The following is a 17023-nucleotide window of genomic DNA, read 5'->3' as shown; positions in this document are numbered from 1 at the left end:
TAGCGGTAGTGGGCATGGCGGGCCGTTTTCCGCAGGCGCGGGACCTCGACGCATTTTGGGACAACTTGCGTGAAGGTCGCGACTGCATCACTGAAATTCCTGCCGAGCGCTGGGACTGGCGTGACTACTATAGCGAGGGTCGTGAACCCGGTACGATCGTAAGCAAATGGGGCGGCTTTATCGACGACGCCGATGCGTTCGATCCACTCTTCTTCCAGATCTCGCCGCGCGAGGCCGAAGTGATGGATCCGCTCGAACGCCTATTTCTCCAGCACTGCTGGATGGCGATGGAGGACGCCGGCTACACGCGGGACACGCTGCGGGCACCGTGTAAAGACGGCGGTGCAAACGGCCGGGTCGGTGTGTATGCCGGCGTGATGGGTCAGGAGTACCCGCTCTTCGCGCTCGAGGCGCCGCAGCGCATGGGGCTGGGCGGCGGCACGTCGTCGGTGGCGACCCGGATGTCTTACTTCTGCGATTTCAACGGCCCTGCGATGGCTGTCGATACGATGTGCTCAAGTTCGCTCGTGGCGATTGGCTCCGCGTGCCAAGCGCTCGCCTCGGGCGCAATCAACGCCGCGTTTGCGGGAGGCGTGAATCTGAGCCTTCATCCGAGCAAATACTTGATGTTGTCACGCGGGCAGTTTATCTCGTCGAAAGGGCATTGTGAGAGTTTCGGCGAGGGTGGCGACGGCTACATTCCGGGCGAGGGCGTTGGCGTCCTGATGTTGAAGCGCCTTGACGATGCGCAGCGCGACGGCGACATGATCCACGGCGTGATTCGGGCGGTCGCCGTCAACCATGGCGGGCGAGCAAGCGGCTACACCGTACCGAATCCAGCTGCGCAGGCGCAAGTGATTCGCAGCGCGATCGAGCAGGCGGGTGTCCATGCGGCCGACATCAGCTACGTCGAAGCGCATGGCACTGGCACGAAGCTTGGCGACCCAGTCGAGATCGCTGGTCTGACCAAGGCATTTCACGAAGACGATGCGCGTCGCGCGATACCAGCGGGCTCGTGCCGGATCGGTTCAGTCAAATCCAATATCGGCCATTGCGAGGGTGCAGCGGGCGTAGCGGGCGTGTTGAAAGTGCTGCTGCAAATGCGGCATGGTGTGATCGTGCCGTCCTTGCATTCGCGTTCGCTGAATCCCGCGATCGATTTTTCCGCAGCGCCGTTTACAGTCAACCAGGCGCTCATCCCATGGCCCGACCGCGACTCGGACGGCAACGTGCGGCCTCGTGTGGCTGGCGTGAGCAGCTTCGGCGCAGGCGGCGTGAACGCGCATGCGATCCTTGAATCCTATTCGATGCCGGTCGATGAGCATCGTGTATCCGCTGACGCCCGTTGGCTGATTCCGTTGTCAGCGCGCGAATGGGCACGGCTGCCAGTGATTGCAGCTGATTTGCTGGCGATGATCGAGCGCCGGCAGCTGAAAGACGACGCGCTGCCCAGCCTGGCTTATACGCTGCAAATTGGGCGCGAGGCGATGGAGCATCGCGTTGCCACGGTCGTGCGGTCCATGCAAGAGCTGTGCGACAGGTTGCGCTCGCTGCCTGCCGACGCGCAAACTGGCAAGGGCTGGTACTGTGGCGTCGCAAGCGCGAACCGAGACGCTGTCCGACTGTATGGCGATGCCGATGCGCAGGCACTCCTTCACGCGTGGCTTGATAAGGCGAATCTGCATGCTCTCGCGCAGGTGTGGATAATAGGGGTAACGCTGGATTGGCGTCGACTGTACCGGCCCGCCGCTGGCTTCGCCAAGCCGCCTCGGCGCATGTCGTTGCCAAGCTATCCGTTTAAGACGGAGCGCTATTGGATCGCGCCTGCCGACGCCTCGACACGCACATCGGCAACGCGACAGTCGCACTCGCCCCTCGCCGAGCTGTTTATGACCGAGTGGCGGCCTTGCTCGGTGCCGGAAGTGGCGCGCTCACCGCGCCATAACGTACAGCATGGCTTCATTCTGATCTTGACGACGGACGACACGCGCGCGTTGGGCGAACGCATTGCGGCGTTGCGGCCAGGCGCACGGCTCGCGCATATTGATCACTTAGCGGAGCAAGTCGAGCAGCTTTGCAAGCCAAATAGCCACGCACTTGCATACGTGGTCGATCTTACCGCGCTTGACGCTGCGCATGCGCAGCGCGGCGCGACCTATGTTGAACGCTGGCTGCCCGGTCTGCAGCGACTCGTTGAACATTTGCGCTCGAGCGGCGCGCGGTTCCTTAGCGTGACCCGTTATCTGGAGGCACTGGCACGGCCTGAATCAGCTGAGCCCACGCCGCACGCGGCACTCGTCGCATGCCTGTACCGTTCGCTCGGTTTTGAATACCCGAGGCTGGAAAGTGGCCATCTCGACATCGATTTGCATGACGATGCGTCAGCATTGCCCCATCAGATTCTTGCGCAACTGGAGTGCGATGAGCTCGAGCCGAGGGTATGCATGCGCGACGGCCTCACATACCTACCCCGCTTCGTGCCACTGCAGGCGAGTGAAAGTGCGCAATCGTTCGAGTTCCCGGAAACGCACACGTTATGGATCACAGGAGGAACACGCGGGCTCGGTTTGCTGTGTGCGCAACATTTCGTCGAGCATTACGGCGTGCGCAAGCTCGTATTGAGCGGGCGTGAGTCGTTGCCACCTACCGATCGCTGGCCCCAGATCCTGGCAAATCCGCATGATGCGAGCGTGTCCCCCGCTGTGCGTGAAAAGATTGCTGCCATTGACGCGTTGCGGCGACGCGGCGCAAAGGTGTTGGCGCTCAATGTCGAACTCACCGACGGGCGTGCGATGGATGACGCGTGCGCAACGATCGTCCGTGAACTTGGGCCGATCGGCGGCGTGATTCATTGCGCCGGCGTGGGCGATGCGAATCCGGCGTGGATTCGGAAAAACGCGGCCGACATGCAAGCGGTGTTCGCGCCGAAAGTTGCGGGGCTAGACGGTCTGTGTCGCGCGGTGCGCGGACAGCCGCTGTCGTTCTTTATTGTCTACTCGTCGGTATGTGCGGCACTGCCGAGCCTTGCTACGGGGCAGATCGACTATGCGATGGCGAACGCATACATGGATGCGTTCGCGCAGCATCGGCCAGAGCTCGGCATCATGAGCTTGCAGTGGCCGAGTTGGACGCAGACCGGCATGGGTGCGATGGACACCGACGTCTATCGTGCGACGGGCCTCGTGGGATTGACAAATCAAGAAGGTCTTGCGTTACTCGACCGTGCACTGGCGCTCAAGCGCCACGCGGTCGTCATGCCCGCGCTCGTTGATCCCGCGATGTGGCCAAATGCGAGCGAACCGTTCCAGCGCGGCGTCGTGCGCGCTGCAAATGGTGGCGCCGGTGAGCCGTCGGTGGTGCACTTGCCCGCGTCCGCAGCGGATGATGACGCGCTTGCCGAGCGCACCAAGACATGGCTGCGTGCGCTATTTGCGGCTGAACTGAAGATGAGTTTGGCTGATTTCGACACGAGCGTTGACTTTTCGCACTACGGCCTTGACTCGATTCTGATGGCGCAGATTTTGCACACGATCAATGTCGAGCTCGAGCTTGATCTCGCGCCATCGCTGATTCTCGAGCAACCCAATCTCGCTGCGCTGAGCGCATGGTTTTTAAAAAACGAGCAAGCATCGCTTGCTCGCTACTTCGCCGATGCTGTTGCCGGCACAAAGACCAGCACAAAGACCGGCGCAGACGTGCCGGAAACGGCGGCCGATGTGGCGCCTGACGCGACGTCGTTGGATGCGCTTGATCATGTGCCCGGCGCGATAGACAACGCGGTTCGAGCCGCAGCGGTTCACACAACGCGCAATGCGCTACCCGAAAGCGATGTAGGACGCCGGCCGGTTGCATCCGGCAACCCGCCTCGGGAAGTTGTCAACGACATTGTCGTCGTGGGCATGTCGGCGCGTTTTCCGGGCGCGCCGAACTTGACCGAATACTGGCGTCTACTGTCGGAAGGCCACAGCGCGTTTTCTCTTATGCAGGCTGGCGCGGGCGGAGCCGGTCCGTCGCGCTTCATCGGTGCGCTTGACCATCGGGGAGAGTTTGACCGCGAGACGTTTCACATCCCGGTCGAGGACTTTGACGCGATGGATCCGCAGGCGCTGATGGTGCTCGAGGAATGTGTGAACCTGTGGGCGCACGCGGGTTATTGTCACGACGACGTGAAGGGCAGTGCGACAGGCGTGTTTCTGGGTGGACGCGCCCGCGCGTCGCTTGATCCGGTCGCGTTGCAGGCCGCGCGCAACCCAATCGTCGTTGCAGGTCAGAACTACCTGGCGGCGAACGTCTCGCACTTTTTCGATTTGAGCGGACCAAGCCTTGTGATCGATACGGCATGCTCGTCCGCACTCGTTGGTATGCAGCTTGCTTCTCAGGCATTGCGTGCAGGTGAAATCACCGCGGCGATTGTGGGCGGCATTCATCTGCTCGACGTGCAAAGCACGCATGGGGTGTTCGAGCAGCGCGGCCTATTGAGCGCGGGTGATCAATTTCATTTGTTCGACGAGCGGGCGGACGGCATCATTGTTTCCGAAGGTGTCGGGCTCGTGTTGTTGAAAACCGCCGAGCAAGCGCGACTCGACGGTGATACCGTTTACGCACGCATCTCGGCGCTGTCATGCAATAACGATGGTCGCACAGCCGGGCCTGCCACACCCAATCTCGAGCGGCAGATGGCATTGATGCGCAAGGTGCTCGCGCAGTCGGGCCTGACCGCAAGCCAAATCAATTACATTGAGACCAATGGCTCGGGCACGAAGGTCACTGATCTGCTCGAGCTCAAAGCAATCGATGCCATATACGGACGGGGCGCGGCTACAGCGAGCGCTGCATGGCGGCCACCGTGCGCGCTCGGCTCGATCAAGCCGAACATTGGTCATCCGCTGTGCGCGGAAGGCATCGCAAGCTTCATCAAGGCCGTGCTGATGTTGTATCACGGACGTGTCGTACCGTTCTTGTCGGGCCAGCAAGCGCTGCGTCATTTTGATCTCGATGCGTCGCCATTCTATTTCCCGCGTGACATGGCCGTGTTGCCTGATGGCCAAGAGTTGACCATCGCGATCAATTGCTTCGCCGACGGTGGCACCAATGCACACGCGATTTTGCAGCGCGCCGACGTGCCTGCGCACGCGCCACTGCACAGTCCACTCACGCCGCCGCCATTACGCCGGCAAGCGCAGGCCGTGCACACGCCGTTTATCGAATTTGCGCGCGCGCGCGACGCGCATACACCAAACATGCGCGCCACCACCATGATTTGGGAGCAGTTCCAATGACAAAGCTGATCGCCGAGCGCATCATCACGTTATCTTCTCGCAACCCAGCTGTCAGCGAACACAGAGTCTATGGCAATCCGGTATTTCCCGGCATGGCCTATATCGACCTGATCTATCAATTTTGTGGCCAGCACGGTATCGATTTTCGCGAGTATGCACTCGATACGCTGCGTATTCACCGGCCACTCATTGTTGTGCACCCGAATGACGGCTTGCCGGTTCGTATACGCGTTTTGAGTCCAGCTGACGGTCGCTATGCGGTCTTCATCGACGATCCCGGCGCTGACGATGGAAAAGCATATGCAAGTGCCACACTCGAGCGTGGTGGTACCACTTTTCATTCCTGCTCCGCGACGCCGTTTGTGCAGTTGCCGCATAACGGACATTCACTGTCGATGGATGCCCTATATGCGCGCTGCCGCGATAGCCAACTCGTGCATGGCGACTATATGCGGGCGCAAGGGGATATTGCGGTCGGCGACGCAGAGCTCGTTGCCCGCTTAGCGCTTGGCGCAAGTGCGCTACCGGACGCCGAACGCTACATGTTCCACCCGTCGCTGCTCGACGCAGCGGCCATCGCATCTCGCGCAGTCGAGGACGAAGCCTCGCGCGACAGCAATCTGTACCTGCCGCTGTTAATTGAGTCTTTCAGCGCAATTGCACCGATCACGCGCGCTTGCGTTGTTCGCATCCCGCTTGATGCGGTGAGTGTGCGCGGTGAAATTGTCACGATGCCGCTTGAGTTTTTTGCGCCGGACGGCAGCAAGCTTGCCCAGATACGTGGTTTCGCAGCAAAGCGGGTGCGCGACGAGCAATCGTTTAAGCCGCGGGTGCACGCTGATGCCAGCATGGGACATGTCACGAACGGTGCGACGCAAGCGAGCGCACTCGACGTACGAAAGCTGCCGCCACAAAAAGACACACCGTCCCGTCCTGCGCTAAGTGCTGGCCGTCCACTGAGCACCGTCGTCCAGAGTTTGCGCTCGATGGTCGCCGATAAACTGCGCGTGCCCATCGCCGAAGTCCCGCTCGATAAAGGCTATTACGAGCTCGGTTTGGAATCGGCGGACTTGCTCGATCTTGTTGCTGCGGCGACACGCATGCTTGCGCAAGATTTATCGCCGACCTTGATGTTTGAATATCCGACACTGGCTGAACTGGACGACTTTGTCGCGGGACAAAGCGGCAGCGGCACGAGTATCGTGGGGACCGAACGCCCGCCCATGCAGACCGCTGATCCCAGTTCAGGCACATCCGCATGGAGCGCGGCACCCATGTCCAGCCGCGCGTCGCAACGCTACCGCTTTGTCGCTGAAGAATCATTTCTTCAGGACCACAAAGTGCTTGGCAAGCCGGCATTAATGGGGGTGTCTCATCCTTGCCTTGTGATTGAAGCTTGCGTGGCGCGCAACGGTGAGCGCTGTTTTCCGCTTGTGTTGTCCCGAATCCGAATGGAAGGTGGGCCGATCACGCTCGAAGCGGGCGAAGGGGTTGATCTCACTGTCGCGCTGCCTGAAGACGATAACGCGCGTACGTTTGAGGTTCGGTTCAAGCGCGATGGGCACAGCAGTGATCCAATGTGTTGTCATGGGTTGGTCGAAAGCGCACACGCTTTCACGCCCGAGTACCACGACGTCAAAACGCTTGTCGCTGGTTTGACGCAGTTGTCCGCTGCCGAAATTGAAGCCTGGTACACGCGTATTCCGCAGTTTTCGGTGGGGCCGATGCTGCGAACTGTACGCGCCGCGTACACTAACCGGGCGGGTTTGTTGGTGAGTCGCGTCAGTGTTGCCTATGATGCGTGCAAGGGTGGACGGATTCACTATGCGTTCGATCCGTTGTTATTGAACAGCTGCTTTTTCATTGATCCGCCGTCTGGCGACGAGCCGTCGCCAATATACGTGCCGCTCATGATTGAGCGGATTGATATCGCAAAACCATTGCCGACCGATGTATATGTCATCAATCGCATACGGACCAAGCAGGCAGGCTATGTAGCGTTCGACGCCGATATTGTGTCGATTGACGGAGCGCATCTTGGCCGGATCGTCAATGCATCGATTCGTGCAGTCGATGATCCAAAGACATTTGCAAACGCCTGCTTCGGGCCGTCCGTGGAGGTCGTAGGTACGCCCGAGCGGCGAAGCGTGCCAGCGGGCAGCGCAGACAATCAACGCAATGACATTGCGATCATCGGGCTCGCGGGCCGCTATCCGGGCGCGGCCACGCTCGATCAATTCTGGCGCAACCTGGAGAGCGGCACAGACAGTATCATCGAAATTCCGCTTTCCCGCTGGGATCATGCGCGTTACTTTGATCCGAACAAGGACACACTGGGTAAGACCTACAGCAAGTGGGGCGGTTTTCTCGACGACGTTGATCGGTTTGATCCGTACTACTTCGGCATCACGCCGCGTGAGGCGCAACTGATGGACCCGCAGGAGCGTCTTTTCCTGCAATGTGCGATTCACACACTGGAAGACGCCGGCTACACGCGCGCTGGCCTTGCCGAGTGCGCGCCTAGCCGCGACGAAAAAAGCGCGTCGGTCGGCGTGTATGTCGGCGTGATGTATCAAGAATATCAGCTGTATGGCGTCGAGCAGGCTGCGCAGGGCGATCCCATCGCGTTGTCAGGCAGCGCGTCGACGATCGCCAACCGCGTGTCGTACTTCTGCAACTTCACCGGACCGAGCATGGCGATCGACACCATGTGCTCGTCGTCGTTGACTGCGCTTGCGTTGGCCTGCCGCGCACTCGAACGAGGCGACTGTGCGCTTGCACTCGTGGGCGGGGTGAATTTGTCGTTGCATCCAAACAAGTATTTGATGCTCGCGCAAGGGCGCTTTGCGTCGAGCCGCGGCCGCTGCGAGGCGTTTGGCAAGGGCGGCGATGGCTATGTGCCGGGTGAAGGTGTAGGCGCGCTTTTGCTCAAGCCGCGTCAGCGCGCCGAAGCCGACGGCGATCATATTTATGCCGTGATCCGTGCGTGCGAAATAAATCACGGTGGTCGCTCGGCCGGCTATTCCGTGCCGAGTTTGCGAGCGCAGGCCGACGTCGTCGAAAGTGCGTATGTACGCGCTGGCGTGCAGCCGCGCCAAGTCAGCTACGTTGAGGCGCACGGCACGGGAACGTCGCTTGGCGATCCGATTGAGATTGCCGCACTTTCGACGGTATTCGGTGCCACCGGCGACAAACAGTTTTGCGCGATCGGTTCGGTGAAGTCGAATATCGGACATTGCGAAAGTGCCGCTGGCGTGGCCGGTATCACCAAGGTGCTGTTACAGATGCAACATCGTAGGCTGGTACCGTCATTACATGCGGACGAGCCCAATCCCGCAATCGCGTTCGAGCATTCCCCCTTTGTGGTCCAGCGCCGCCTTGCCGAGTGGCCTGCTGGCCAAGACGGCGCACCGCGCATTGCGGGCCTGTCGTCTTTCGGCGCGGGTGGTTCCAACGCGCACGTCGTGCTTGAAGAATATCAGCCGACGCTGTCGGTACGCCGGCCCGCTTTGCACGATCTCGTCATGCTCCCGTTGTCCGCGGAAAGTTGGGAGCAAGTGCACGAGCTCGCGCGAGCCACCGCCGCGCGCGTTGGCAGTTGGCTTGACAATACACCCAACAAGGACGAACGTCGTTTGCTTCTCGCCGATGCCGGCTATACGCTGCAGGTTGGGCGTGAAGCGCGCCGCTGTCGGCTCGGCGTGCTTGTAGCATCACTTGAAGCGTTTGTTGATCAGCTCAATGCATTTGTGATGGTCGATTGGCGCGACCAGGCCGCCGCGTTACGGCAATTGGCTGAGCAGGGCATTTACGCGGGTGAGGCCAAGCATGGCGGCGCGCTCTCAGAGCTGGCTGCCGGCGATGTCGAGCTTTTGGTGTCTTCATGGATTCGCGACGGTAAGGCGGCTCAGTTGCTTCGCTTCTGGTGCCAGGGTGGCGCGTTGGACTGGCGTTGGCTATATCCGAGGGAGCAGTCGCGCGAGCGTGCGCATCGGCGTGTGAGCTTGCCAGGTTATCCGTTTGCAAATGAGCGACATTGGGTGCCATCACAGCGCGCCACGTCGCGCGTGGACGCGTCCATGCGGTCGATGCCGCTTTCTTCACTTGCACCGGCAGTGCCCGCTTCATCGTCTGAATCATTTCAGCCGTGCGCGGCGCTTGCTCGTACGTGGGAAGGCGATGCGCTGAGCGATACGGCATTCACTCGGTTGACTGGCGCACTTGCCGAAATTTGCGGCTTTCCGGCCGATCGCCTCGATCCGCAAGCGGATTTCGAAGCGTTGGGGCTCGACTCTGTCATGATCACCAAGCTGCACCAGCGGATCTCAGAGTGGACGGGGGAGCACGACGCTGCTTTGTTATTTAAATATAAAACACTCGCTACACTTGCGGCGCATCTCGATACCCAAATCGTTAAGCAGCCTATCGAGTTGTCCGGCGTCACCGGCAATGCTTCGCCGCACGTTCGTGCTGACATCGCCGCGCCGGCTCTGCTGCGAAGCGGGACAAACAGTGCCGACGACGACGCCATTGCAATTGTCGGCATGAGCGGACGCTATCCACAAGCCGATACGCTCGACGCGTTTTGGGCGAACCTTGTCGCAGGTGTCGACTGCGTCACGGAGATTCCGCGCGACCGTTTCGACTATCGCAACATTTATCAACCGGGCGCAAAGGGAAAGACTGATTCAATCTACTGTAAGTGGGGCGGCTTTCTTGGCGACATTGCGCAATTCGATGCACCGTTTTTCAACTTGTCAGCGCAGGATGCGGCCCTGATGGATCCGCAAGAGCGATTGTTCCTCGAAGCAGCATGGACATGCTTGGAGAGCGTCGGCTATCTTGGCCCACGTTGGCAATCGCAGCCGCGTGACGTTGGTGTGTTCGTCGGTGTGAGTTTCAATAATTATCAGCTCGTCGGCGCGGACGCGCTCGCTTTGCGCGCACCTTTCTATCCAGCGGGGTCCCAAACGTTTTCGGTTGCCAATCGCATATCGTTTTTTTTCAATTTTACGGGTCCAAGCGTTGCGATCGATACCGCGTGCTCGTCATCGCTCTATGCGCTTCATTTGGCATGCGAGAGTTTGTGGCGTGGCGAAACCGAGGCGGCGATCGCGGGTGGCGTCAATCTGACACTGCATCCAAGCAAGTATCTGACGCTGTGCGCGTCGAGCTTTGCCGCAAGCGACGGCCGCTGCCATGCGTTCGCGGCGGGTGGCGACGGCTATGTACCCGGGGAGGGCGTAGGGGTCGTTCTGCTCAAGCGCTATGCCGATGCGCTCAAATCCGGCGATCCGATTCTTGCGCTCATTCGCGGCACAGGCGTGAGCCACGATGGCAAGACTCAGGGCTTCACTGTGCCGAACCCGGTCAGTCAGACAAAAGCAATCAAGGCCGCGCTGGCGCGTTCAAGGGTGCCAGTTGACACAATTACGTATGTTGAGGCGCACGGTACGGGCACAGCGCTCGGTGATCCGATTGAAATGCAAGGGTTGATGGACGCTTATCCGGCGCAGCCGGGCAAGACCCGTGCGCTCGGTTCGGTCAAGGCGAGCATTGGCCACAGCGAGGCGGCGGCCGGCATCGCCCAATTGACGAAGACCGTTCTTCAATTGCAGCATAAGACACTCGCACCGACGTTGCTGCACGGTCCGCTTAATCCGGACATTCCGTTTGCCAAGGCCGGGTTCCATGTGTCAACGCGCGCAACACACTGGTCCGAGATTGAGCGTGACGGACGGGCGTTGCCACGCCGCGCGGGCATTAGCTCGTTCGGCGCGGGCGGAGTCAATGTGCACGTGATTGTCGAAGAGGCGCCGGTGCTCAACGCGCACGGCGGCGCACCTGATGCGGCCGATGATGTCCATGCGCAGATTCTGCCGATTTGCGCTCCGGCGCGTGCGCGATTGCCAGAGCAGGCAAGGCGGCTCGCCGAGTTCCTCGATAGCGAAGCCGGGACGCTTTATTCGCTGCGCGACGTCGCTTTCACGCTTCAGCATCGCAGACCGGCATTTCGCCACCGGCTTGCACTCGTCGCACGCGATCGTGCTGACGCGGTGCGGCAACTGCGTGACTGGCTCGCGCAGCCGGATGCGGCGTATCCGGACGGTCCGTATCAAGGCGACAGCCTCGACGCTGTTAGCAAGCCGCTCACGATCTCGGAACAGGCAAATTTGAAGGAATGCGCGCGAGCCTGGTCGGTAGGCGCGCTGCTCGAATGGCCTGGTGCAACAACGCGTGCTGGCGAGTTGCCCGTTGGACGTTGTGTGCCGCTGCCCGGCTATCCGTTTGACACCAAGCGGCATTGGATCAGCGATGTGTTGCCGCGTGTGTCAGCGCCGGTGCCGGAGTACGATGCTGCTACGCAAGTCGACCTCGACAAATGGTTGATGCAAACGTGTTGGGACGAAATCGAAGGTGTCGCGGAGGATGAACGGCGTGTGCCCGAACACCTCGCATTATGGTGCGGTGACGAACAGGTGCTGCGCCGCTGGGCGCAAGGCTGGCCACATCGCTACGTCACGATCACACAAGAGCGTGATGGTGTTTTCGGCGAACAGCTGTCCCGGATGTTCGAAGCCGGCGAATACGATACCTTCGTGTTTGTCCAGCCACATCTGCGTTTTGTGCAAAAGGACGCGGTGCTGGATGGTACGACGCTTGATACCCTCTTTCGTGAGCGCGCGGAGCAGCTTGTCGAATGGGTCGTACGTGCAGTGGATGCGGCGGACAAGCGCAACGGGCTTAAACTTGTGCTCATCAACGTCACGGATCGCGGCGAAGTCGATCCGATGCAGGAGGCCTTGTCAAAGTACTTTAGCTTCCTGCGTTTCGAGGTGCCGGAACTCGGTAGCCTGGTCGTCGACGTCGATTCACTCGAACCGCGAGCACTGGCATGCGTGCATCGGGAATTGCATTGCGCGCAGCGCGATACGCGCGTGCGCTTCCTAGAGGGCCGGCGTTTGTGCCAGCGCTTGCGTCCATTGCCAATGGACAGTGCGCGACGTGCATTTGACCCGTCTGGCACAATGATTGTGACGGGCGGCTTCGGTGGCGTGGGCTTCACGGTGTTGCACTGGCTAATCGACAAAGGCGTGAAATCGTTGATTGTCATTGGTCGTAAGCCGATGTCCGCGCCGCTGCGCCATCCAAGTTTGTCCGCTGAGACGACGATTGGCACGTTTGCTGATGAACTGGCGCGCACGCGCGGCGTAGCGCTTCACTATATCCAGTCCGACTTGCGCGATGAAGCGGCGCTCATGCAGCGCGTCGGCGCGCTGCGTGAGCGGCTTGGCTCGCCAATCACAGGGGTATTTCACCTAGCGGGCGTCACCACTGACGCGATTCCGATCCGCGACACGACGGCTGCGATTCTTGCCGAGGTCTCGCAGCCAAAGCTGATTGGCGCGCATTTGCTTGATAGGCTCACGCGTGACGATCCGATCCGATACTTTTGCTTGTTCTCGTCGATTTCGTCGGTTGAGGGTATGCAGGGCAATGGGCTGAGCGCGTATGGCGCTGCCAATGCGGCGCTCGTTGCGCTGGCAGCCGCTAGGCGACAATCGGGTCGTCGCGCGCAAGTCGTACAGTGGACGGATTGGGACGGTGCAGGTATGGCAGTCGAACACGACCACCGCGCATTCTTCGATGCGCTTGGCATGTCAATGCTTACGCCGCGACAAGGTGTGCTCTTTCTCGAGCGCATCGTTGCCGACGATGTGGGAGAGGCGACCGTATTCAATGCGGACTGGGCGAAGTACGCGCGCGTCAATCGAGGCGTCCAACGGCTGCCGGTTTTTGCGTATTATGCGAAGCGTACCAACGCGCTTGAGCCGGCCGTAGGCTCTGCACCATTGGCGTGCTCGCGCGCGCGCGCGGGAGATGCGGGTGAGGTGGATGTCATGTCCTTATTGCTTGGCGAACTCAGCGCGCTGCTCGGACACGACGATTTGCATCCGGATCAAACGTTCGATCAAATCGGTTTAAATTCGATCAACTCGCTGACTTTTTTTTCGAGCCTGTCCGAAAGACTGTCGTTTGAGATCCTGCCTTCATCCATTTTCCGCTATCCGACCATCCGCGGGCTCGCGACTTTTATCGATGCGCATCGCAGCGCGCCGGCTTCAGCGGCGAAGGTCAACGCATCGGTGGTGCACAAATCGGCCGCGGCCGAGACGACGGTAGGCGCGCTCACGCGAGCGCAGGTGGCGGCATGTGCTGAACCGGCTGCGCGTATCGCCGATGAGCGTATTGGCATCGTTGGGATGGCCGGCCAGTTTCCGCAGGCCCGGAACCTGCCCGAGTTCTGGTCGCGCTTGATGCAAAGCTTTGACGGCATCGGGCATTATCCGTGCGCTCGACGAGATTTGCTGGGGCTTCAACATGTATTGAGCGACGATGACCTCAAGACCGTGTGGGGCGGCTATCTCGATGACATCGACTTATTCGATGCAGGCGCATTCAACATATCGCCCCGCGAGGCGCGCCTGATGGACCCACAGCAGCGTCTGTTGATGATGAATGCTCATATCGCAATCGAAGATGCGGGCATTCGCGGCGACGCTAAGTTTGAAAACACGGGTGTATTCATCGCGCAGTACGCGAGCGAGTATATGCAGTTCGCGAACGATTACAACCAGGATAATGCGCTTTTCATTGCCACCGGCAACGCAAGCTCGATCGCGGCAAACCGGTTGTCTTATCACTATGGCTTCAATGGTCCCAGCCTCGTGCTCGACACCGCATGTTCGTCAACGCTCGTTGCACTCGACATCGCCTGCCAGTATTTGCGCAGCGGACAGATTGATTTTGCACTCGTTGGTGGCGTCAGTCTTAACTTAAATCCGCATTCGACCCGCCTGCTTCAGGACGCCGGTATGTTGTCCGCTACCGGCCGCTGTCATACGTTCGACAAGCGGGCTGACGGCTACGTACCGGGCGAGGGCGTTGGCGTGATCGTATTGCAGAGGCTAGATGAAGCCCGCGCGCGTCGCGTTCGCGATGCACGGTGTCGAATTTATGCGGCGATCGCGGGATCGGCGATCAACCAAGATGGCAAGAGCAACGGCATGACCGCGCCAAATGGCTTAGCTCAGGAAGCGGTGATTCGCACCGCATTCCGGCACGCCGGTCTCGCGCCGTCGCAGGCAGGCTACATCGAGACGCACGGAACGGGCACCTATCTCGGTGATCCGGTGGAGATCGAAGCGCTTGGCAACGTGGTCAATGTAGGCCGAAGTGCCGACAAGCCGTGCGTGCTCGGTTGCCTGAAAACTAATATTGGCCATCTTGAACCTGCGGCTGGCATCGCAAGCGTGATTAAGGCGGCGCTATGTTTGCATCTTGAGGCGATTCCGCCCAATAATCATCTTGATACGATCAATCCGCTGCTCAAGATTGTCGAGCCAGGCTTTAAGTTTCCTGATGAGTCGATTCGCTGGAGCGGGCCCGAGCGGATCGCGGGTGTCAGTTCATTTGGTTTCGGTGGCGTGAACGGCCACGTCGTACTGACATCGGTTGATGACGAGCCGGCACAAGTAGAGGGTGGTGGTCGAGCCGGCGGCCAAGACAGGGAGCAGTGCTTTTTGGCGTCGTATCCGCCGCTTGACCTGACGCTCAAGTCGTATTGGTTGCGTCAAGAAGCGGCGATGCAATCGCCGGTGCGCATTGCCACTGCATCGCAGGTTACCGTAAAACCGTTCCTTGCATTGTCCCGACAAAATTCGGTGTCCCACGCGCTATGTGTCGAGTTGATCGTGCGGCCCGATGATCCGGGGATTGCCGATACGGGCAATTTCCACGTGGGTTTCTATTTGGATGCGATCTATCGCATGTTTAGCGACTACTTCGAGCGCACTCAAGTCATCGTGCGGCGCTTCGAGTTTCGATTGCCGTTGTTCGTTTCACTGCGCGCCGATACACGGATTCAGATCATTGTCGAAGACGACGGGCCTGAGTGCTATCGCGCGACATTCCAATATCGCATGGATGCATCCGATGCTGACGCCCCGGCCAGTGGATCGTGGACGACGACGGCCATTGCGCTCGTCGACGCCACACCACACACACAGCAACCGGAGCCACAACAAGCACAGGTGGCGTCGATCCTGAGCAGCCCCGGTGTGCTGCGTCGCGGGCTCGACGAAGCAGCATTCTACGGTCGCTACACGGAAATGGGCTTTCCGGCAAACGGTTTTGTGCGGGCGGTACACGATTGCCGTTTCTATGACGGATTTAGCATTGCGTCGCTACGGCTCGATTTTGAACGCGACGACTATGGGCTGGGCGCGCACCCCGGCTTCATCGATGCAGCGCTGCAGCCGTCGATCCTCCTCGCGGATACTGACGGCGTTACGCCTTACATGACGACAGTGATGGAGGATGTTCGGCTCTACGGCAAGCTCGCGCGGGGAGGCGATTATCAACTCGTCAATATTTTATTGCCGCGCGATGCTGGCGCGAAAGAGGACCCGCAGTGCTTTTCCACCGCATGGTCAATTGTCGACAGTCAAGGCCAGAGCGTACTCGCATGCTCGCGCGCCGACTTGCGCAAGCTCGGCGACAGTAACGGCGCGAGGTCGCAAAAGCTTGACGCGTTGCTTGCCGACACCGATGCACTGACGCAAGACCGCTTGCTTGCAAGCGTCGCGGACCTGCTTGATTGTGAGCCAGAGGACATCGATGTCGACAAGGCGTTGCTTGAGTTAGGCATGGATTCTCTCATGTTGATGAAGCTGCAAAAGCAGTTGGAGCACCACAACCTGAAAATCAACAATCTGTTTCAGGCAAAGCTGCGTGATCTCATTGAGCCCCCCGCAACGGGTGCGTCATCATCCGACGAAAAGCCTTCGCGTGTCGATGCGCCGGCTGTCGACTATGCGCCGTTCACCGCTCTGCAGTCCTGGTCGCGTGACAAAGCGGCTTGGATTCGCGGAAAGACGCGTAAGCGGGCAAGTATGCGGCTTTATTGTTTTCCGTATGCGCATATGTCGACGTCGGTATTCAAAGGTTGGCAGGCGAACATGCCCGACCATGTCGAGGTACGGCCGATCGAATTGCCGGGCAGAGGCGATCGGTGGCGTGAACGGCCGCTGCATGATGTATGGACTATCGCTTCGACGCTCACGCAATTGCTTGGTGACGAGCTGGACCGGCCGTTCGCGCTCTACGGGCATAGTGCAGGCGCGCTGATGGCTTATGTTTGGTGTTTGCATTTGAGAATGTGCGGCCTGCCGTTACCAAAGCATCTTTTTGCAGCCGCCTATGCGGCGCCTGGCACGGGCGAAAATCCGGTGATCCGTGATATGCGAGGCACCTATCGCCGTTATGGAATCAAGCGGCTACCTGTGCTCGACGACATCTGTGATCCGAATGCCGGGCCGTTGATTACGACACTCATCGACGCGCTCGAGTACGCGATGCGCAAGGCCGGTTTGTTCAGTTTCAGCCGGGACCTGATTTATGCTCAGTTGCCCGCGCTCATCTCGACCTTCGAGATGGTTGAATCGTTCAGGATGCGAGAGGTCGAGCCGCTGCCTATTCCGATATCGGGTCTTCATGGCAGGCACGACCTTCAAGTGTTGGAACGCGACGTGCGTGCATGGCATCAGTTGGGCAGCGCCGGGTTCACGCTGCGCTGCTTTGACGGAAACCACCTTTTCATGGACGCGAATCAATGCATGAAGGATGTCGTGTCGTTTGTCAGCGAAACGCTGACGGACGTGTCTACGATGTCGCTTTCATAG

General features: G+C 59.8%; 2 protein-coding genes (1 of these 2 only partly in view). Both read left to right on the top strand.

Annotated elements, in window-relative coordinates; all coding sequences use genetic code 11:
• On the top strand, positions 1-5279 hold the 3' portion of the coding sequence (locus KQH60_RS14320) for a beta-ketoacyl synthase N-terminal-like domain-containing protein (RefSeq protein ID WP_237577085.1). 2101 nt of this gene lie to the left of the window's left edge; 5279 of the gene's 7380 nt are visible here — the last part of the coding sequence; the start codon falls outside the window, past its left edge; the stop codon is at positions 5277-5279.
• A complete protein-coding gene (locus tag KQH60_RS14315; RefSeq protein WP_237577084.1) occupies positions 5276-17023 on the top strand; it encodes a beta-ketoacyl synthase N-terminal-like domain-containing protein in 11748 nt (3915 codons plus the stop codon). Before KQH60_RS14320 ends, KQH60_RS14315 begins: the two co-directional genes overlap by 4 nt.

It is taken from the genome of Mycetohabitans sp. B8, assembly GCF_021991875.1.
In the GTDB taxonomy this organism is placed as follows: Bacteria; Pseudomonadota; Gammaproteobacteria; order Burkholderiales; family Burkholderiaceae; genus Mycetohabitans.
Note: the sequence above shows the minus strand (reverse complement) of the source record. Positions and strands in the feature narration are given on the sequence as shown.

What these genes read in the sequence shown, in the direction of transcription:
- KQH60_RS14315 (WP_237577084.1), top strand. Translation starts at nt 5,276, where the DNA reads ATGACAAAGCTGATCGCCGAGCGCATCATCACGTTATCTTCTCGCAAC.